This window comes from Rhizobium sp. Leaf311, from assembly GCF_001423445.1.
Lineage (GTDB): Bacteria > Pseudomonadota > Alphaproteobacteria > Rhizobiales > Rhizobiaceae > Agrobacterium.
Window position 1 is genome coordinate 1 of record NZ_LMNZ01000007.1, and the last position, 20,481, is coordinate 20,481.

The following is a 20,481-nucleotide window of genomic DNA, read 5'->3' on the forward strand; positions in this document are numbered from 1 at the left end:
TCGTCAGGCTCATAACCTGAAGGCCGCAGGTTCAAATCCTGCCCCCGCAACCAACGAAACTTGCAAATTCTCCCACTCGGGAGACTTCCGCAAAAGCTCCTCGGCGTAAGCCTCGAGGAGCTTTTTGCGTTTCTGCTCCGTGTTGATCTCGCCAGACGCAATGCGGGCCATGAAGTCGTTCTGCGCAGCCGCCACAAACTGCTGCTGCAGGATGTCGATCACATCCATAGACGCCATGATGTTGGCGATGTCGCCATGAACCTGCAGGGCTGCCGGCTGGTGGCCGGGAGTCTTGCCGATCACGACCGTCTGGATGAGATCACGGACGATCGGCATCAATCGGCGCTTGGCTTGCTCGTCGGCATTGTTGCGGGCAAGGAAGATCAGCTTGCGGATCGCAAGCTCCGTATTGGCCGGATTGAACTGCGCCTTCAGTTTTCCGATCTTCACCTGAAAATCCTCGACCGGCTCTTCGGCCGTGCCGGCGAGCTCCTTGACCAGCTTCTCGCGCGTGACTTCCAGCTCATCGAGCTGGTCGTCGAGGATGGCGAGGCGCGGCCGGCCTTCGGCATGCCGGTCCTGGATCTGCTGCATGAGGCTCGCCTGCTTTGACTTGATGGTCGAAAGCTCTTCCGCCAATGCGTCTCTTCGGGAAGGGGCGCTCTTCAACCTGGTCGTCTCGTGCGCGACCATTTTCTCGGAAATGCGGTCGAAGATATCGAGCGAGTAGAAGGCGACGGGGAGGCAGTTGAGCACGCGTTCTTCGAGTTCGTGGCGGGTGATTGTCTTGCTGTTACCGCAGCAGGCGCCGCCGAGGTCATCGATCGGCAGGCGCTTCTTTCGGTTTGTGCAGCTATAGCGATCCTTGCCTGAGATCGCGTAGGGGCCGCCGCACTCGGTGCATTGCAACATGCCGCTCAGCAGATATTCCGGCCGGTGTGTCGCGTTGAGCCGGTTGCTCTGCCCGAAGTCGAAGAGATCGCCCACTACCCTCTGCCGGTCCTTGACGCGCTGCCACAGTTCGTCCGAAACGATACGCATCTCGGGGACTTCTTTGAACACCCACTCGGCGGCGTCGTTGGCGCGGGCGGTACGTCGTTCCGTCTCCGGATTCTTGCGGTACTGGCGCCGGTTCCAGACGATACGGCCGATATAGCTCTCGTTGTTGAGGATGCCGCTGCCCCGGCCAACATGGCCACGGATTGCGGTGTCGCGCCATTTGCGGCCACGCGGGCCGGGGATGCCTTCCTTGTTCAAGAGCTGCGCGATGTCGCGCGGCGACATGCCGTCAGCATAGAGCTGATAGATGCGACGGACGATATCCGCCTTAACGGTATCGACCTCCCGCAGACCCTTGATGCGATCGCCATTGGCGTCGCGCTGCTGTGAAAGCTTGTAGCCATAGGCGAGACACGTCGACGCCTTGCCCTTCTTCACGGCGGTCTTCATGCCTTCGCGGGTTCGATAGCGGATTTGCTCGACCAGTTCATGGCTGAGTGCTGCACGAAGCGCCATCTCAAGATCCGTCACCGGCGTGCCGGCATGGACGGTCCAGATGTCGGCGTCGCGGTAGCGCAGTTCCTTGAGGATCTTGGCGCTGTGCTCGATGTCTCGCGACAGCCGGTCGACGGTCACGCAAAGAACCACGTCGATGCGCTCGCGCTTCACATGCGCCATCAGGCTCTGGATGCCGGGCAGCAGTTGATAGCTCGTGCCGCTGATCGCGGCATCGGAATAGGTTGCGACCAGCTTCCAGCCGCGATACTTGACGAAGGCTTCGCCAAGCTCGATTTGCGTCTCGATCGAGACCTCGTGCTGCCGGTCGGTGGAGTAGCGGGCGTAAAACAGTACCTTCTTCATCTCAAGCTCCATACATATGGATTTTTTGAAAGGGAGGCCGCGGTTCGTGCCCTCCCTGGCACTCTTGGCGGTTCAATCGCCGGCGGCGGTTACCAGAACTGGGAATACCGCTTCCTGACACTTGCCTGTTGCTGACGAACGCGGTGCCACAGCTCGTCGCTGACAATGCGTAGCGCGGGGACATAGCCGTCGAATTCTCCCTCTGCATTCTTCCGCATGCCGATGTAGAGGACGTTATTGAGGATACCTGTCCCGCGTGCCCGGTTCCCGTAGATAGCCTCCTCCCGCCACGGTTTGCCGCCCGACCCCTTTATCCCTTCGGCATTCAGGGTCGAGGCGATGTCGCGCGGCGAACGGCCAGCGGCATACATCCGGAAAATGCGGCGGATCACTTCCGCCTGCTCCGGATGCACCACCCGATACCCGAAAATACGCCGGCCTTGGGCATCGACTGCCGACGACAGCTTATATCCAAAACCTGCCTGTCGGATCCCACGACTGCTCTCGAGAAAGGGAGCAGTGGCCTCCTTGCCCTGATCGCCGCTATCGGCATAGGGCAGATTGTGCAGCGTCACCCGTTCGGCCTTTGCTGTCGACCACAGCTCGACCCCACTGGAGCCGAGCTCCTCGAGAAACCGTGCGACGTGGGTGAGGTTGTCCGAGACGTTCAGAGGCGCGTCGCACAGCATGATATCGATCGGTTCGCGATCGATATAGGTGCAGAGCGACTTGATGCCCGGTCTGGCTTTGAAGAGGGCTTCGTTGTTCTCGACGTCCGTGAAGCATTCCACCAGCGCCCAGCCACGGTCGGCGACAAACGCCTTGCCGCGCCCGATCTGCGCTTCGACCGATCCTTCACCCGTTTTGCTCGCAGCCCGAGCGTACAAAGCTACCTTGTTCGTCATGTCTTCAATCCCGTTCTACAAATGACTGGAAGTCGGGAGGCGGGCTTATATCAGTCCGCAACTCCCTTGGGAGCCCGGCGTCAGCGGCAATTGCTTTATGGAAATAATTGCCGCTGCGCCGACGCGCGTCAGGCGTTGCTCGCGCTGATCCGCTCGACCGCAGCCGAGAACTCTGATGCAGCCGCCCTGAGGTGTTCGATCAACGTGCTGACTGCGGCATTCCGCATGCCGCCAGGTTCGCGAAGCGAGATTGCATCGACTTCCTGCAGCCAGAGATGCGCTGCGACCAGGTGAGGTAGCGCCTCGCCTTGCAGAGCAGTGCTGATGTCAGCGAGTGTGACCCGTGGAGGAAGCGGAAGCCCGTAGCAGACTTCCCCGAGCTTCGATCGCGTGATCTCGCTGGTCAGCTCCGACTGCAGCGGAAAGCTCACGAAACGCGGTTCGATGAGAACTGCGCGCGGACCCTTGGGCTCGTCGGCATCCGCCAGCACCGCACTGATCTGTTCGATCAGCTTCGGCACTCCTGACCGCCACCAGGAAGAATGCTTCCTGAAGCCGCGTGGGATTGCCTTCGCCCTACGCGGAGACGCAGACGGACGAGTTGGGTTCTTGGTGTTCGGCATGGAGACCTCCTATGGTTGCCGGTTGCCATCGTCTTCGACGACGATGGGCGGAGGCACCCATGCTGGAGGAGGTCCGGCCAAGAAATGTGCTCAGCGAGGTGCGAGCAGCAAAGGGCGCGCCGGAAGAGAGGATGGTCGTCATGATATAGCTGAAAGCTGTAGTCATTTGTCATCTCCTTTCCTTAAGGGCGCATGGGCCGTGTATTGAGCGAAAGGACATATAGCCTACCGTCGCCATCGTTGCAACTACCTGAATCGAAAGGTTTTTTGGCAATAAATGTTAACCATCCCCAGCGTGCCATTCTGAGACGCGATCTGCTTTTAAATAGGTTTGGGTTAACCGCAGCGGTATTCGTGTCGCCGGCCTTCATCCGTATTTAAGCGTGACGAGCTGGGAACCGGAGGACCTCTTGATACGGCCGATAGACTCGAAGGTGTCATCCTCGCATTTGCGGGGCACGCTGTGTTTGCGATGATGTCGGGGCTGGTTGGAGAGGCACCAAAGCCGCAAATACTACCTAAAATTGCGTATCAAGTATAGAAATATTTTTATGGTAGCTCTTTGTCCATTTGTGCCGAAAAACTTGAGTAAAATAAGTAATTCTCAAAGTAAAAGCGGTCGTTTTATGATGTCGTAAACCGCGCAATCTATTGTAATAATTGAGAAAAGTGGAAATATATGTTATAATGTCACTATCAGTCACATGGTGTGGCTGTGCTGAGTACTGTGAAAACAGGGATGTTTGACATGAAGAAGATGAAAAACGCGCTGGCGTCGTCAGCGCGCATGGGCTTCGACTACGCCGCGCACGAAATCTCCCCGGAGATCTCGGCGGAACTCGAGGCGAAGGCGAAGTCGCTGACCGATCTCGGGCGCAAAGAGACGGATCACGTGTTCCGGCTCGGCGCCTTGCTCGAAGAGGTGAGCGCTCATATTCCTGACGGAACATTCGGGGTGTGGGTGGAGGCGCGGTGCAACATCACCGCGCGGACGGCGCGCAACTGGCGCGGCGTCTACCGGAACCTTGGTGGCTACCGGGACCGGGCGGTAGAGCTGGCAATCGGGCCGACGGTGCTAATCCAGTTGATCTCGGCGCCGGAGGAGAAGATCGAAGCGGCGTTCGCGTTCGCTGCAGAGCAGGGCCGAATACAGGTTGCTGACGTGAAGGCAATCCTGGCCGGCGACGAAATGCAGAGCGAGGACGAGACCGAGATTGACGTCATCGATCTAGGGGGCGTCCATGGTCTCAAAGCCATGGTCGATACACGCACGCGAGAGAGCCGAACGGCTCTCCTGCGAAATCTCCTCGGCCTTCTGAAGGTCCTCTCGGGTGCATTGACGGAAGCGGAGAGGACCGGCAAGAGGATCAAGAAGAGCCGGATTGCTCCGAAGGCTGAGGTTCATGCTTACCATGCCTATGAGCTGCTCAGCAGCCTTGGCACCGGGGTTGGGCCGCAGGGTGACGGCAAATCGACAATGAAGGCCAGTCTGCCATCGACGTCTCGCTGGAAGAAAGTCGAGGCGCTGCTGTGGAGACTTCGCGACAGCTCGAACTGGGCGAAAGCCGACAGCCTTGAGACATGGTTGGAGACGGTGGTGATCCCAATGCTCGTATGGGCGACGTCGAAGGAGAAGTCGCCGGCGTGGCCACTGCCAGAGGAGCCGTCGTCGCCGCGGTTCGCCGCTGCAGCGTCATCGTCCAGCCGCGCTGAGATCGAAGACGACGATGACGTCGGCCTCGATGAGGAGGTTGAGGAGGCGGAGATGGTCGGAGCCGAAGCACTTTCGGATGTGCAGGCCGAAACGGAAGCCGAAGGTAGCAACCCGGTGGCTGCATTGCTTTCCGCGACCCGCGGACAACGCAGGGGACCGGGCCGGCACAAGCTGGAACTGATCACCAACTGATCGATACGAGATGAGAAGGGGCTTTCGAGCCCCTTTTCCGATTCCGGCTTTCCCGTGTGCGGCCCGTGAGCCCGCCGTTAACCTTGTTCGGGCTCTGTTCTCATTCCTCGCTGCCAGGGACCTTGAGATCCCGTTGCGGTCCTGCGACATAACAAGGGCTTCACTGATGAAGCCAAGCGGCCCAAGGCAGCGCGCCAACGCTACCAAGGGCCTGACCCTCAAGCCTTGTTGAAGAAGGAATCGGGCTATGACCATTCATACTGCCAACACCCCCGCTGGGGAAGTTCCGCGCGCCGCATCAGCGGTATCCTCCACCATGTCTTTTGCGGCCGGCTCGGCGTCGCGTCGTCAGTTCGGTGAGCGCTTCGCTGTTCAACCCGAGCCGCCGGTGCTGCGTCGCCACCCGCATCTGGTGCGCTACCCCGACGTCGAGGCAGACTTCGACGTGCTGATCGACAAGGCCATCGCTGCCATCGCCGACGGCGAGCCGGTCGAGGACGAGATCCTCGGCCACTATGTCAATGTGGCCTCTCTGGTCCGCGCCGTCTCGTTCCGCGAAGGCAAGCTTTTGGAGCAGGCCGTCGAGCGGCTCGCCAAGGTGAATCCAGATCTGGTCGTGCTGATGCAGTCGATCAAACTGCCGCTCGTCAAGGCGGCGATCGAAGCGGTTGCCGGCAATCACTGGCGCCAGCTCAAGGGTGTGCGGCTTGACTGCGAGGCACCGGCAAAGGGCAGCTACACGCCGGACCTGATCGTCGTGAACTGCGCGAGGCGCGCTGCCTTCGTGCTGGATCTCAAACGGTCGCTCGCGTCGTATGGCGACACCAGCCGGCTTGAAGAGCTGAAGCTCAAGATGTTGGCCTCAGCGATGATCTTGCCTGACTGGCTCTACAAGAGCCAGAAGCGGATGATGGTCGAGACGGTCGGTGTTGCGATCGTTGATGGCCCCAGTCGGCCGAGCGATCATGCAGCAGGTGTCTGGGCGCTCTCCGAAATCGACGACCTTCTCGAGATCGATGGGGCTGCCGCCTGCATGGCGGAGCTGCGCCTGCGCTTCGGAGGCCGCGTGCAGCAGCTTCTCGAGGTCGAGGCCCGCCGCGCACTCGGTCTCCCGGAGACGTCGGCGGTGACGTCGGCCCCGGTCCTCTCCACTGCCGCCGCAACACCCCCAGCATCCTCGCGCCTCTTCAGGACGCTGCGGGCATTTCCCCGTGTCATGGTCTGTGAGGATGCGACGGACGAGACCGGGGATCGCGGACCCGGATGCCTTTGCGGCGGCTGCGAAGACCCAAGCTTCGATGATGACGACGATGGCCGCGATGATCCGGAAGTGCTGGCGGATGACCCTGTCTCTTGGCCGCCTGAGCATATCCGCATCGGCTTCGCGCGGCGTCTGCTCGAGGCTTGAGCCTACCGAGCCTTCGCTTGAATGAGGCTTTGGCTGCGGCGCGTGACGCCGCGGCAGCCTCTTCCATTTCCATCATCCTCTGAAAACGCCGTCCACTGAACCGGAGGGCCAAGGAGATCCTGCATGTCCGCAGACATCGTGCCCGACCCATCATCATCGACATCACCCCGTCTTAAGCGGGGCAGACCGAAGGCAGCCAAGACCGATCAGCCTCTTGTGGCTCCGCGTCCGCAGGACGACCCGGCTCTGATCATCGGCCTCGCTCTTGCGTTTACCCGGCAGGGGTCGTCGGAGACGCGCGCCATTCCGTCCGAGCTGCTCGACCGCCTGCGCCACCATGCACGGTCCGGCGAGCCAACCTGCTGGCTGGTTCTCGACTGCCTCAACAGGAGGGCCGGCGCGGGTCATCGGACGGCCGCTCATCGGAGCGTGCTGACAGAAATTGCTTCCGGCAGCCCAGCAATGAAGGAGGATCGTTGATGGATCGACTGTCTTCCTTCCTCCTTCGACGTCTCGCCCATGTCGAGCGCCGGGCTGTCCGGCGTCTCGCGGTCCGCAACGGCCTGCTGACGATGAGCACCGCCATCATCGACGGTCATGTCGTCGGCTGCTTCAGCCCTGCCTTCGATCCCTCCCATCTCACTGGCGACTTGGAAAGGGACCGGCAGTGGGTGCGAGATCATTTTGCAGGCTTTCTGGTCGAGGCGCCGCAGGACGGTCACGGCCGGTCCATTCTCGTACCGGCCGTGCCGGTGTGGCCGGCGCGTTTCGCACGGCGTTCGGCGAGCGAAGAAAGCAATGACGCGGCCGCACTTGCTTACACCGTCCGCGTCGTTGCCGAGGCCGGGTATCGTCCGAGCGTCAAGCATATGGTGACCCTGCTGTTGCTCACCGCGGCGATGGAGCAATCCGGCGTCGCTCTGCGGGATGTAGGTACGGTCCTGCGCCAACCCGCACCTGTCTTCTCCGTGGCGGTCTTCGCAGACGGCTTTGAGCGGGCACTGCCGCAGCTCATCGAAGACACCGACGTCGTGCCGTATGGGCCATACACCGGCATGGCGGCAGATTTTGCCTTCACCGACGATCGCTGGAGGTGGGTGGACGCTGAGACGCGGCGCGTCTTCCTGCAGGTTCCGGTCACCGAGACCAATCGCCCGAGCCGGGCAGGCTTGCGCGGGCAGTTGCTGCGGGCTTTGGCGGATGGCACACCGGTTCTCGCGGTCTCCGAGACACACAATGGCGTGCCTGACCAGGTCGATCTGACATGCGATATCAGGCTGACTGGCGCCGGGATCGATCGTTTGCTGATCGCTGACCTGCTGGAAGCTATCTATGGCAGCGGGGCCGTCATGCGTCATGACAGCAGCATCGCAAAACTCGATGCCAGCGCGCTGTCGCTCGACGATCTCGCAATCGCAATCAGGCCCGGCCGTCCAATCCTCTCAAGCCTCGATGCGCTCTCAGGGCTCGCGGCGCTGAACCGCGACGATAAGAACGATGAGAAAGACGGAGACAAGGCGGCCTCCTCGCGGCGGCTGATTACGCAAAGCCCGAGCGAGCGAAGAGAGCAGACGTCGCGGGACGGCGGCAATAGCGGCGATCGCACATCATCGACGTCTACTTCGTCGTCCACGGGAAAAGGGAAATCGAAAGGCAAGCCGACGGGCGCCGAAGTGATTCTGCCGGAACCCGATGATGGTGTATCGGCGCCGACCGCGCTGCGTGTCGAGACGCTGACCGGCTATGGTGCGGCAAAAACTTGGGCGCTCGGCTTGAAGGTCGATCTCGCGGACTATCTCGGCGGCGAACTGCCGTGGTCACAGATGAGCACCAAACTGCTTCTCTCCGGACCGCCGGGGACCGGCAAGACGACCTTCGCACGCGCCCTGTGCAACACGCTGCAGATCCCGCTCGTCGTCACCTCTGTCTCAACCTGGCTGCAGGGCGAGTACTTGCATGATGTGCTGAGCAGGATGGCAGACACTTTTGCGGACGCCCGGCGTCAGGCGCCCTCCATCCTGTTCATCGATGAGATCGACGGCATCGGGAAGCGTGCCTCGGCGTCGCGACCTTATGCTGACTACTGGAATGCCTGCGTCAACAAGCTTTTGGAATTGCTCGACGGTGCCATGAAGACCGAAGGCGTCATCGTCCTCGGTGCCACCAACCGGCCTGGCGAAATCGACGAGGCGATCCGCCGCTCAGGACGGTTGGAAACGCACATCGAGATCCCGCGGCCCGACATTCTCACACTCGCTGGCATTCTCGCCCATCATCTGGGCAGCGACCTCGATGCCGTCACCGCATCGGACACTCAGATCGGAGGTCAGCGATGATGGGAAGCACCAAAATTGTCGGCTCGATGGACGAGATCGATATCACCCTGGAGGATGACGGTGAGCGCGGCGTCGAAAGGCCGGAGACGGCCGAGCAGGATAACCCAGTGCTTCAGGCATTGCGACGTCTAGCAACCCGAGCAATGGGCCTGACTGGCGCCGACATTGAACGGATCGTCCGTGAAGCGCGATTGAAAGCTCGCCGCGAAAAGCGCCGCCTCACCTATGCCGACATCGAAGCGGGCATTCGCGGTCATCGCCCGCCGGTCCCGTATGATATCCGATGGCGCTTCGCCATCCACGAGTCCGGCCATGCGGTCGTGCACCACGCTCTGCGTCTCGGTTCGATCAAAGGGCTGACGATCGACACTAAGGACGGTGGCCACAACGCTGTGACCTTTGCGACGAACGCTCCGGACACCGAAGATTGGTACGGGCGGTTGCTGGCTATGCTCATGGCGGGTCGCGCGGCGGAACTCATCGTGCTGAAGACCGTATCGGCAGGCTCCGGTGGCGCCGAGCAGAGCGACCTGGCGCGCGCGACCCGCATTGCGCTCGATATGGAGCAGGCGCTCGGCTTCGGCGGAAACTTGCCGCTGCTTTATCTGCATCACCGCGATCCGACGCCGGTCCTCAGCGCCGATCCGAGGCTCGCGGCCCGCGTTCATCAGCGGCTCGAGCTCGGGCAGGCTAGGGCAACCGAGGTGCTTATGGAGAACCGGCCCGTGTTCGACCGGCTGGTGCGCGCGCTGTTTGATGCCGAGGTGCTCGACGGCGCGGCGGTGATAGCCATCCTGACAGCACCGTCGTAAAGGCGGCTCGCGGGACACGGAAGGAGAGGAGGTGAGAAGCGAAAGGAGGGGACCATCAAGGAAGCGAAGCAAAGGGAAGGACAACCCTGCCTGACCGTGCTCGCCATCTTCTCGGGTTACCGGCGACCTGATCCATCGTGCCGGCAACCTTACTCAACTTGCGGTCATTCGATTCAAAACTCCCGGCGAACGATTCAACCGTTGAGATTTTTGATTCAGAACCGGTCGGCGGCAATTCACAATGCATGTCAGGTCACCGGCAACCGATCTTAAGTCGAGACAAATTGCGCTCATTTGATTCCAGACTTCAGACGCATGATTCCAAACCCCAAATTTGCGATTCCAGCCTCCGCATCAACGATTCCGCAAGGGCGAGCCGTTACGGATGTCCCAGGCATTCGTGCCGCGGTCTGACGATGGGCGTCGGCCCGATGAAGGGGAGAGGACGGGACAAGTCGCATGGCACGACAGAGCATCTCCGAGCGCAACAGCAAGCAGAAGGCGCACCAGCAGGAGATCCGTGACGCCCATAGGGAGGCCAGGCGCCCCGGCCGCGACGACCTCGCTCGCATGGCGCTCTACTGGATGATCACGCAGGCGATCGCCCACTCGAGCCAGGAACGGCTGGAGATGATGCAGGAGCGCATCGTCAGGCTGCTGGTCGCCCAGGGTTTTGACACGGCGGCGTCCTACGCCGTGTTCGACGACCTCGTCGACAAGTACCGGGACGGCCATTGGCCTTTCCGCCGCAAGGTTCACCTCATGGAGCGGCCGGACGATCTCGATCTCGACGCCTGATGTCGTCCGCCTCAGTGTGGCTTCTGTGCGGCCTCTGCACGACGCCCTGCTACCGCTGCCGACTGTCGTCCTTCAAACGATGTTTGCATTCTTCATGACTGTTCCCCCCGTGACTTCTATAAACGGCGTTTGAATCGGAATCGGGAAACGGAGAGCTACGTTGCATGTAGACGGGAAGCAGTTGCGGACGATAACCAACGGCGTCTCCGGGTGATCGTGTCAAAATTGCAGAGGTCCTCCGACAGCAGAGCTTTCTCCAGTTGTTCTTCGTCGAGACACGTATGCAGGGGCCCATTTCATTGACCCTATCCAAGCCTCCCCAACTTCGGTGCCCGCCTGCTTTAAATCTTCAGTTGATAGGCAATCACAAATAGATAATGGTTACTTGTCGGCAACCTCTCAATGATCATGATACGTGTCAGAGCTATCAATAAAAAACGCGGCGATAACGCGCACTGGATACGATTATCAGGACCTGATCGGAATTGAGATTCTTATCGAGTATTACCGCGACCCGGATAGATATGAATGGGTGCAGCTGGAATCGGAAGACAGCGAGTTTGGCTCGTTGGAGGACGTAGTGGCCTTATTGCCGGACGGAACGTTCGAACTAGCTCAGGTTAAATTTACGCCGCGACCCGACATCTATTTTCTCGATTGGGAGTGGCTCCTTGAGAAGAAGCCCAAAGGTACGTCTCGCTTGCAAAAATGGGCAAAGTCCCTGCATGCGCTGACCCTTCAAGGCAGAGTAAAATCCGCCTGCCTTAGAACAAACCGGCGACCAGACGTCGAATTCGCAAAATCGCTCCGCAACACCTTTATTAATCTTAAGTCCGTGGAAGCCTCCGTGAGGACCAAGATTGAGCGGCAGCTAGGCGGGGCTGACGAGGCCTCAAGCTTTTTCACTAACTTTGAACTCAAGCATTCGGAGAAAATGATTGATCGGTTGGAGGCCGTCCTCCGTGGCCGACTGGTACCGTCGTCTACCAACAGCGAAGGTTGGCTGCTTCTTCTTCATCAGGCAAGGCGCTGGGCATCGCTACGGAACGAGCCACAGCCCGACGGGAGGATCACGCACAAACATCTTACGCAGATCATTTCACGAACCAGACCCCAGCCTCTTTCGCAAGATTTCCGCATCCCTCCCGGATACGAGCCTCCCAGTCTGCCGTTTCATGCGGACCTCATGAAACGCGTGGTCAATCGGCCTGGCATCTGGGCGCTCTGGGGTTCGCCCGGCCGCGGAAAAAGCACGTACCTCAGCTATGCCGTGGAGCGATTGCGTGATCAAGACATCCCCACAGTGAGGCACCATTACTTCTTGTCATTGGCTGATACCGGCGATCGAAACTATTTTGCGGACATCGCATCCTCGTTGATGGACCAGATGGTTGTTCGCTACGGCGAAGCTGTGAAGGGCCTCGAGGAGGCTCCGACCGAGCTGAGAAAATGGGTTGAGGCCTGTGGCGCCTATTTCGCGACGCTAGCGCAACCGTTTGTCGTCGTTATCGACGGACTCGACCACGTGGCTAGGGAATACGCCGATCTCGGTCAAATGAATCAGCTCTTCAATGCCCTTCTTCCTTGCCCGCCCAACGTTACGGTGCTGGTTGGTACGCAGAAGGTTGCTGACGCCCACCTTCCTTTTCGGCTGGTGCAATACTCAGTCGAAGAGACGTGGATCGAAGTTCCGTCCATGGACCGCGATGCTGTTCACCGCTGGGTGATCATGCAGCATAAAGCGGGACGTGTTTTGCTCGGCGGGGTACGTCCGAACAGCCCAGAGCAACACGAACTCGGCTCGATTGGAGACGCGTTCTACGACATTTCGATGGGCCACCCACTGCATCTCATATATTCTTTCGAAGCGATGGTTCGAGGGGGACTCGCATTCGATGCGAAAGAGATCGGACGGCTTCCAAGTTGTCCTGAGGGTGATATTCGAAAGTACTATGCTGGGCTGTGGCGTGACTTGTCGCCCTCTGCAAAGCAGACCGTTCACGCAATGGCCGGCTCCGGCTTTCGATGGACCGAAGACGGTTTAAGACGATGCTTTGGCCCCATTGATGAGATTGACCATCTCCTGGCATTTCAGCGCTCTGGCGTCGCCCCGTTCCATGGAAGCTTGCTGGCCTTCGCTGTTGAGCGGAGCGACCATTCCGCGTCGTTCAAAGCTCTCCTTCCCAGGATTGAAGCGTGGCTCAGGAACGATGCTCCCACGTTTCAGAGATGGGGGTGGCTTTGGATCATCCAGGCATTGAATGGGAATGAACAGGATCTGCTCAATGCTACGACGCGTCAGTGGGCTATAGACTCGCTCGTTGAAGGTTGGCCGCCCGAACAGGTCGTAGAAATTCTCTCGCGTGCCGAGGATTTGGCCTTCTCGCGCGACAACTTCGTCCGCACAGCCGAACTTCGCGCTCTCAAAACAAGGGTCGAGAACGGGCCGGAGTTTCAGGTTCAAAATTTTGGGCAGTTCTGTGAGGTTGCCATACGGACCGCCTCGAACATTGAAAGTGTCGTTTTTTCGGCCGACCAACTCGGCTCACTGACCCCCGAAGAAATAGTCACTCTTGTTAAGACGGTGCCTGATCGTTCGTCCGACATCATCGAGGATGCTTTTGACGAGCTACGGCGCCGTGTAAATCTTTGGATCGAGCTACGTCATCGTCCGGATACTGACTTTGAGCTGTTGGTCCGCCACTTCCTTGAAGTCGCAGCGATCTATCCGCAGACCGACGTGACCCGCGCAATCAAGTTTCTCAAAGGATTTCGCGTAGCGGGAAGCCGCGATAGCTCGTTCAGGACCTTTGTGGCTTTCCTGCGCAGAGAAAAACGAAGCGATCTTCTTATCGAGGCGGGAAAGGCACTTAAGGGAAAGAAGGACCTCGCCTGGCGGCTGCATGTTGAAGATGCTCTGGTGATCGTTGCATCGATAACGGGACAGGATGTCTCAAAGGTATACACAACTCGCTCTGAGGTCAGCCCACTTCTATCGTGCTGGCGTCATTTCCATAAGTCTGCAGACAAACCGCGTCGTGCAAGCCTTCCGGATCCAGCGGCTTCCATTCGAAAAAAACACGAATACGGACGTAATCCGATTACCGAGAATTACTTCGTTTCCGTGTTCTTCACCGCGCTCGCGAATAGTCTCCATGGCTACGACGTCGACGGTGAAGTTCCCGATGGCTGGGCGGGAGAGGCATTTCAGAACCTAACAGATTTGGCGACAGACATTGCGACAGGGCGGGCGCAACTGTCATTTGCTTCGCCCTATTATGCGGCGCGCCAAATTGAGCCGGTTCGCGGCGACCGTGTCACCAATGCCGAAGGCACTCAGTATGCCTCTTTTGTTCATGCACTTCGCGAGATTGCGGTCGGCTTGCATGCTATCAAAACTCCGGCAAGTCGTAGCCTGAGGGTGACTGCCGATGAAATGCGCACGGCTCGTTCCTCGAAACATTGGAACGAGGATTCGTGGATGGCTGCTCAAATCGAGAGTAGCAATCCTCTGATTGAACCATCCATGGCGCAGCTCGCTTTGGATGCTGCTGCTGCGGTGGAAGAACAATCGATCACAGAGTCCAACGAGCGGGCAGATCGGTGGATCGAGCTTGCAAGGTATGCACTGCTGTATGAGTTGCCGGCGACGTCACTTTTGGCGCGAGCCGCCAATTGCATCATCGGGTACGGATGGCGAAAGGATCCATGGATCTACGACGTCCTGGAAAGCATCGAGGACATTCATCTCGGTGGGGCAAACGTCATGCCGCTGCTAGAGAAGATCGTTCCGATCATTGAGCAGATTACTGAATTCACTGATGGGAAAGGCACCAACCACGCTAGGGTCGCCTTGATCGAGAAGATTGCTCGAATTTGCCCCGATCGTCTAATTCGGTTTTACTCGCACCACTTAGCAGACGACGACTATCATCTTGCGGAAGCCGCCCTCCAGAAACATATCGAGCTAGCTGACTTCGCGGCGCCTGATTCACGTGCACTTGCGCGAACTTTGGTTGAGGTCAGCGACTTGGCGACCTTGGCGAAGCGCACCGATGCCGCGGCTCAGGCCGCCTCGATCCAGCAAATTCAATTGCTTGGCGGAGCGCCCGTTGACCACACCTATCACCCGACAGACAGCAACTCCGATTTTCCGAGGATCGCCGCTCCAGATACGACGAAATACAAAGTAGGTGAGTTCGACAAGTTGATTTCGGATTTGTCAGACTACCGAATTGGCTACGAGGAACAACGAGCGGCAGCGAAGCGTTGGCTTCGCCATTGGAGTGGCAAGGGCCGCGCAAAGCAAGTGCTCAAAGCAATTGGCCAATATTTCGACGTGACCAGTGCAGATCGTTCCAGCAGTATTGCCGAGGAGCTACTCAACGATGCTTTTGATATCAGTCTCGACGTAGAAGATCGTGAGGAATCGTATCGTTGGCTAGTGCGCGCCCATGTTGCCCGAAACGGCTGGCAATCGAACTGGACCTCTGAGGCAGAAATTAATCATCGACTTGAAGCCGCCGCGAAACACTTCCCAGAAAAATGGAAGGAGTATATTCACGACACCTCAAATCAAGCTCAATATCTGAAACGCGCAGGCTTCTCATTTTCAATTGGATATCGCTACCTTGTGCGCTTTCTGCTTCTCGTCGGACAGAACGAGCTTGCGAATGATCTAGCGAAGAACTTCGTGGAAATTCTGGCCGCCGAGGTTTCAGACCAGCCAATTCCCTCGTGCCCATGGTTTCATTGATGGATTCGGCACGTTTTCTTCTTGAACGACTCAATTGGCCCGTTCGGTTCGTGAGGCTACAGGCCGCGCGTGAATACGCAAGATTGATGGCTGATGAGTCCCTCGGAGCGGCCGCGCTTCAGACCTACCTGACGTGGATGTCGGAGCGGCGAACCGAAAACGAGGTCTGCTGGGGCCTTGCTGTCTTGTTCGCCGAGCGCACAAATCACCTTCCGAGCATTGACGCCCTGTCGCAAAATCTCCAACGCCCGTCGATACTCGCCGATTACATGCTCAAGGAGATCTATGGGTCGGCTGCTGCGGGCGACAGTTGGACTTCAAGGCATTCGGGTGGGGCGCATGCTTCCTTCGAACCTGGCGAATATTTCTTGCGTCATCAAGGAGATCAGATACCTCCGTTACTCTCCTTAGAACTTCGCCGGCTCGAACAGTTGTCGGGTCGCCCGTTCCTGAAGCAGTGGGCTTTTGAATGGCAGCACATGCAAACCTCGACGAGAGCGCCTCTCTCGGGATTTCCTTACCATTTCCTCGAGGCGTCGTTAGAACGCTCTGGTGTGACAGCCCAGCTCGATCAGCGTCAAGGCGACACCTATCGATCGGCCTATTTGCGAACACTCCATTACGCAGTTGATAAATGGCGCATGCCTTTGGACGTGGCCTCGGCCGCCGCAACCAAGTGCTTACCGCTCAACCGCGGCCTAGTAGATGTCAGATCAGTTGATCGCCCTCAGTGGATCGGGGAACTCCCCGATGAATTCGCTCCGGACAACGCATCGTTTGAGCCCATCATCAAAGCGATGCTGAAGGCAGCGACAAAAACTGACGGCCTAGTTCCTGTTCACTTGCGGACGCCGCTTTCATTGAAAATCTCGGAGTTTTCCTCTCTGACGGTGTCATGCGCGCTCCTGAGCGAAAACTTTACACCTACTACAGATGAGGACTATGCCGAACTACGGACATCAGCGTGGGATCTTCCTGAAGGATCGCTTTTTTCAGGTTCGTCACGTCCACTGCCCGCCGATGACTACGCACGGCCCACACTGCAGGGCACACGGCTGCCATTTTGCGTAGACATTTTCCCATTCCCTTTCGGCTATTGGATGGGCGATCTGTTGCACCTCGGCTTAAGCCTACCAGCTAGCTATATATTCGATAAGCCCATTTCCTATCACTGCAAAGGCGGTGGGATTCTCACAGAAATTAATGGCCAGCCAATTGGGCGCTGGACGACTTGGAACGATCATTGGAATTATCTTTATCCAAAAGGCGGCAACACGCGCTGTGGCTCCGTTAGTGAAATGCGGCCGGCCGACATAATTGCCGCCGCAGATCGTTTTGGGCTGAAGGTGGGGTGGACAGCCGATATAAAAATTTGGCGTCGAGAAAAAAGCTACGATGAGCTTGAGCTAGTCAAAAAGAGCACTTTTTTCTTCGACGACAAAGAGATTGTTCGGTAGCGAAGCCTCCATTAAAGGTTGAGTGTCCGCTATACTGAGGGGGCGGAGTTTCCGCTCGGCGGCACGAGGACAATGACAGACGAGCAAAAAATCATCGAGCGTTACACGTGCGGCGAGCTCCTCGAGCTATTCGTCGAGCGCATGCGACGCCATCACCGTGATGACGCTGGCAAAGCGTTTAAAGCAACCCTTATCAAGCTCCACAATGAGGGAACGATCGACGTTCTCGAACCCGCACGTACGATTTCCAGTTCTTCGATAAATCAACATGACTTCTTTGTGGCCATGCACGTCTATTGCGAACTCATTCCGGCCCTTCAGGCCGAGGTGCCCGCGATGGTTTCCGCAGTGAAGTCTTTGGTTGCACGCGCGGGTGATGATCTTGCCTCCGGAAGCCCGAATGGAGCTTTTCGAACATGGGCCGAGCAAGGTGACCGTGCTCGGGCAACGCTCTCCGAGGTAAACGAACAAGACCCAGAGGATGCTACCTATATCTTTCTAGGCCTCCAAGTTCTCGCGGCGCAGTCGCCTGAGGAAGCGCTCACTAGAGCGATTGCATACCTCGGAGGCGCGGGAGCACCAGCGCGTTCTGCTGCAGCGAAAGTAGTCGGAACTATTGCCCTCGGGAGTCAGGAGATGTGTGGCCGTGCTGTCGACGCGCTTTTTGCCGCCAGTCCTTCTGCCGACGACAATTCGCTTGGCCATATCGCCACCGCCATGTGCGAGATAGCTCGTGCCCATCCCGATATGGAAGCCTCGGCGGTCACGTTGCTTGAGGCTGCTACTCCACGGGTCGGCGGTCACGCAATCCATCAGCTTTCGCTCGAACTGATGTTTCATGGCGACGAACTGTCCCCGAACATCGTGGCTTGCGTCACAACAATTCTACAAAGGGTTGCTCCTGGCAACCGCGGGACGCTCGACAATATCGACGCCGCGGGCAGTAAACTTGTTACAAGTGGACGGCTGGATGAAGCGCTCTCTTTGATCTCGCCGCTGATCACGGCACATGGCGAGCTTAGCTCACTTAAGGCGTTCGACAGCTTCTCCTATTCGTTGCTTCAGCTCCCACCCGATCAACTGGCGAAAGTGATCACCGCCTGGCTGCTTTCTCTCAGTTACGATTTGGGCCATGCAGCTATGTCGCTTGTTGGAAGTCATCATGGCGATGCGGCGCTAATTCTTGGGGTCGACCATGCCACTCTCGAGCGACCAGATGCCGATAAAATTGTGCTCGCCCATCGTGCGATCGGGTATCTGTTCATTCATCCAATCACGGCTGCCTCACTGATACTCGGGCTCATTCCGAGCGTCAGTGAGGCCCGCCGCGAAGTGTTCGTCGAGCTTCTCTTTGATCCATTGTTGATCAACTTTTCGGGCGCATTGGCGGATTGGCTAAAAGAACGCGCCAAAGATGAAAACGACACTGCACATCACATCATTAAAGATCTGCTCGCTCGGCTGGAGTCTTACATTGAGGGACTGCGCAAAGCTGGTCGGATCAAGGAGTTGCGTCCTTCGGAACGCGAGCGGCTGATCGAGGGTCATCGCCAGCAACAGTCCATGCGGCAGGTACACAAGCAAGCAGAGAAGAGGTCGGTGCTCATATCACTTGTGAGCCGTTCGGTCCTGCTTTATGGCAATCGTTCGATCAGCTACTTCGGAGGGTCAGACGGCAAGAAACAACGCAACGAAACCAAGATGCACAGCTTCAGCCACAGTATCGAGGCGCCACGTCTCGATATTCTCGAACCGTTCGATCTTGACTACAAGCTGCGGGTATTCCGCGCCATGCGAGGTGCGAAGCCGTGAAGCTTGTCATTCGTGAATATCTCGCTTCCTTGCGCGAACGCGGTGAACTTGACGCCGTGTTGCCCGATTTGCTTACCGAGCTAGGATTTACAGTGTACTCGCGTCCCGCGCGGGGAACGCGCCAATATGGCGTCGACGTCGCCGCAGTCGGCAATGGATGTGATGGTGTTCGCCGCGTCCATCTGTTCTCGGTCAAATCTGGCGACCTCGACCGCAATGAGTGGAATACGTCATCGCCGCAAAGTCTCAGACCATCCCTCGACGAAATACTCGATCACTACATCGCTAGCCGGATTCCGCCCGAGTATGCCGCTCTGCCGATCGCTATTTGTCTTACGTTCGGCGGTGCGATCGATGAGCAGGTTCGAGCTGAAGTGACCGGCTATATGACCCGTAACACCACCGCACGCGTCAGCTACGAAGAATGGAATGGCGACCGATTAGCGGACGTCATCCTCAGCGGTATCTTGCGCGAAGGCTTGCTGCCGCCCGTACTGCGAAGCCATCTGCGCAAGAGCGTCGCGATGGTTGAGGAACCCGATATCGCACTGGATCATTTTGGTAAACTTCTGCGCGCGTTGGCGGACACGCCCGGCTCAACTGCGACGGCACGGCTGTCTCAGGCCCGGATGATAAATATTTGCCTGTGGATCATGTTCGTTTGGGCACGCGAGGCGAACAATGTGGAGGCACCTTATCGGGCCAGTGAACGCGCCAAGCTTGAGGTCTGGCATCTGCTAAAGACTGACGTCGCGCGCTCGGGAAAGACGGCAGAAGCAGCGGGCTTTGTCATCAACGAACTTTTCGAGCTTCATTTCGCGATCTGGGACGAATTGTTCGAGAAAAAAATCTTGCCGCACGCCGATGCCCGGCACGCGCTTTCATCGGCAGTCGGATCCTATGCATCGCTTGATGTAAACCTTAAGCTATTTGAATTTGTCGGGCGCCTGGCGCTGCGAGGCTTGTGGCTCGTGTGGCAACTCGCGCCGACCAGAGGTCCTGTCGTGCTCGATGAGGTTTATTTCGGAACGCTTCCCACAATGCTCGCCGAAGTCAACAAAGCAACGCTGGCGCGGATCGACGGACTCTGCATGCAGCTTATGAAAATCGTCAGCAACAATCGCGCGCTACTGTCTCCGATCGGTGATTGGCAGGCAATTGATATTGGCCTTGCCTTCACGTTTCTCGCCTGCCGCCCTGCCATGCACGGCGCGATAGATCAATGGACGGAAGAACTGGTCAGCCGTAGTATTTTCGCGTTCAAAGCTCATGGTCGGTATCCAGTGATCAGTCCGTCCTATTGGGATCTTATCGATCATCCGTCCGAACGTAGCGAGGAATACCGCCGAAATTCCACCGAGGGCAGTATTCTGTATCCGATGCTCGCGCAATGGGCAGCAGCTAGGGGAAAGCAGGACGTCTTCGACGAACTGGCGGAGTTCAAGGCTAAATCGCTCGCCCATTGTACATTTCAGACATGGTTCCCGGACGACGACAGCGAAGACAACATTTACTTGGGGCAGGACAATCACGGTGCCGTCCTCACCGACATTCCTGTTACAGCGGGTTCGCGGGATGCACTAAATTTCGTATTAGAAGAGGCCACCAACAACCCACATTACGATGGCTTGTCCGCGGTCCGCTTTGGCCATTGGCCGATTGTGCTTACAGCGTGCCGATGTCACCGACTACCTGTTCCACCACAGGTCTGGCGCGACCTTCTCACCGCAATCGGCCCACATGTTGAGGACGGACAGCATCTAACGGGTCAAGACGCATGTTAGGGATTGCGACAACAAGGATTCGCC

The 20,481-nt window shown here is 58.0% G+C and carries 14 protein-coding genes; 10 read left to right on the forward strand and 4 right to left on the reverse strand.

The genetic code is table 11. The annotated features are described in order from the left end of the window. Window positions 1-9: 9 nt before the first annotated feature. The 4 genes from ASF69_RS10465 to ASF69_RS23255 form a co-directional block, all read right to left on the reverse strand. The gene (locus tag ASF69_RS10465) at window positions 10-1,860 is read right to left on the reverse strand and encodes a recombinase family protein (protein WP_062587676.1); all 1,851 of its coding nucleotides are present in this window, start codon (window positions 1,858-1,860) and stop codon (window positions 10-12) included. A gap of 89 nt (window positions 1,861-1,949) precedes the next feature. Next, complete coding sequence (locus tag ASF69_RS10470; RefSeq protein WP_062587294.1) at window positions 1,950-2,765, reverse strand: recombinase family protein; 816 nt, start codon at window positions 2,763-2,765, stop codon at window positions 1,950-1,952. A 128-nt stretch (window positions 2,766-2,893) separates the two neighbouring features. Beyond that, entirely contained in the window at window positions 2,894-3,286 is a 393-nt protein-coding gene (locus ASF69_RS10475) for a hypothetical protein (protein WP_062587295.1), read from the reverse strand. 55 nt (window positions 3,287-3,341) lie between these two features. Beyond that, the gene (locus tag ASF69_RS23255; protein WP_162238072.1) at window positions 3,342-3,554 is read right to left on the reverse strand and encodes a hypothetical protein; all 213 of its coding nucleotides are present in this window, start codon (window positions 3,552-3,554) and stop codon (window positions 3,342-3,344) included. Window positions 3,555-4,136: 582 nt separating this feature from the next. Here ASF69_RS23255 and ASF69_RS10480 point away from each other — a divergent pair. The 10 genes from ASF69_RS10480 (at window position 4,137) to ASF69_RS10525 (ending at window position 20,457) form a co-directional block, all read left to right on the forward strand. After that, a complete protein-coding gene (locus tag ASF69_RS10480; protein WP_156462038.1) occupies window positions 4,137-5,294 on the forward strand; it encodes a hypothetical protein in 1,158 nt (385 codons plus the stop codon). Window positions 5,295-5,541: 247 nt separating this feature from the next. Next, window positions 5,542-6,702, forward strand: coding sequence for a hypothetical protein (locus tag ASF69_RS10485; RefSeq protein WP_244475447.1), 1,161 nt, complete (start codon window positions 5,542-5,544; stop codon window positions 6,700-6,702). A gap of 123 nt (window positions 6,703-6,825) precedes the next feature. Further along, window positions 6,826-7,182 (forward strand): hypothetical protein, encoded by a 357-nt coding sequence (locus ASF69_RS10490; protein ID WP_062587297.1) that lies wholly within the window; start codon window positions 6,826-6,828, stop codon window positions 7,180-7,182. Beyond that, a complete protein-coding gene (locus ASF69_RS10495; RefSeq protein ID WP_062587298.1) occupies window positions 7,182-9,038 on the forward strand; it encodes an ATP-binding protein in 1,857 nt (618 codons plus the stop codon). The genes ASF69_RS10490 and ASF69_RS10495 overlap by 1 nt, the downstream gene beginning before the upstream one ends. Further along, complete coding sequence (locus tag ASF69_RS10500; RefSeq protein ID WP_082469696.1) at window positions 9,035-9,850, forward strand: ATP-dependent Zn protease; 816 nt, start codon at window positions 9,035-9,037, stop codon at window positions 9,848-9,850. The genes ASF69_RS10495 and ASF69_RS10500 overlap by 4 nt, the downstream gene beginning before the upstream one ends. Before the next feature lie 459 nt (window positions 9,851-10,309). After that, window positions 10,310-10,648 carry a hypothetical protein gene (locus ASF69_RS10505; RefSeq protein WP_062587299.1) on the forward strand — a complete coding sequence of 113 codons (339 nt, stop codon included), beginning with the start codon at window positions 10,310-10,312 and terminating at the stop codon, window positions 10,646-10,648. 415 nt (window positions 10,649-11,063) lie between these two features. Next, window positions 11,064-15,404: an NACHT domain-containing protein gene (locus tag ASF69_RS10510; RefSeq protein ID WP_062587300.1), complete on the forward strand. Its 4,341-nt coding sequence runs from the start codon at window positions 11,064-11,066 to the stop codon at window positions 15,402-15,404. Next, the gene (locus ASF69_RS10515) at window positions 15,404-16,861 is read left to right on the forward strand and encodes a hypothetical protein (RefSeq protein WP_156462039.1); all 1,458 of its coding nucleotides are present in this window, start codon (window positions 15,404-15,406) and stop codon (window positions 16,859-16,861) included. The genes ASF69_RS10510 and ASF69_RS10515 overlap by 1 nt, the downstream gene beginning before the upstream one ends. Before the next feature lie 72 nt (window positions 16,862-16,933). Continuing rightward, on the forward strand, window positions 16,934-18,673 hold the full coding sequence (locus ASF69_RS10520; RefSeq protein ID WP_062587302.1) for a hypothetical protein: 1,740 nt from the start codon (window positions 16,934-16,936) through the stop codon (window positions 18,671-18,673). Continuing rightward, on the forward strand, window positions 18,670-20,457 hold the full coding sequence (locus ASF69_RS10525) for a hypothetical protein (RefSeq protein WP_062587303.1): 1,788 nt from the start codon (window positions 18,670-18,672) through the stop codon (window positions 20,455-20,457). Before ASF69_RS10520 ends, ASF69_RS10525 begins: the two co-directional genes overlap by 4 nt. The last annotated feature ends 24 nt before the right edge of the window (window positions 20,458-20,481 follow it).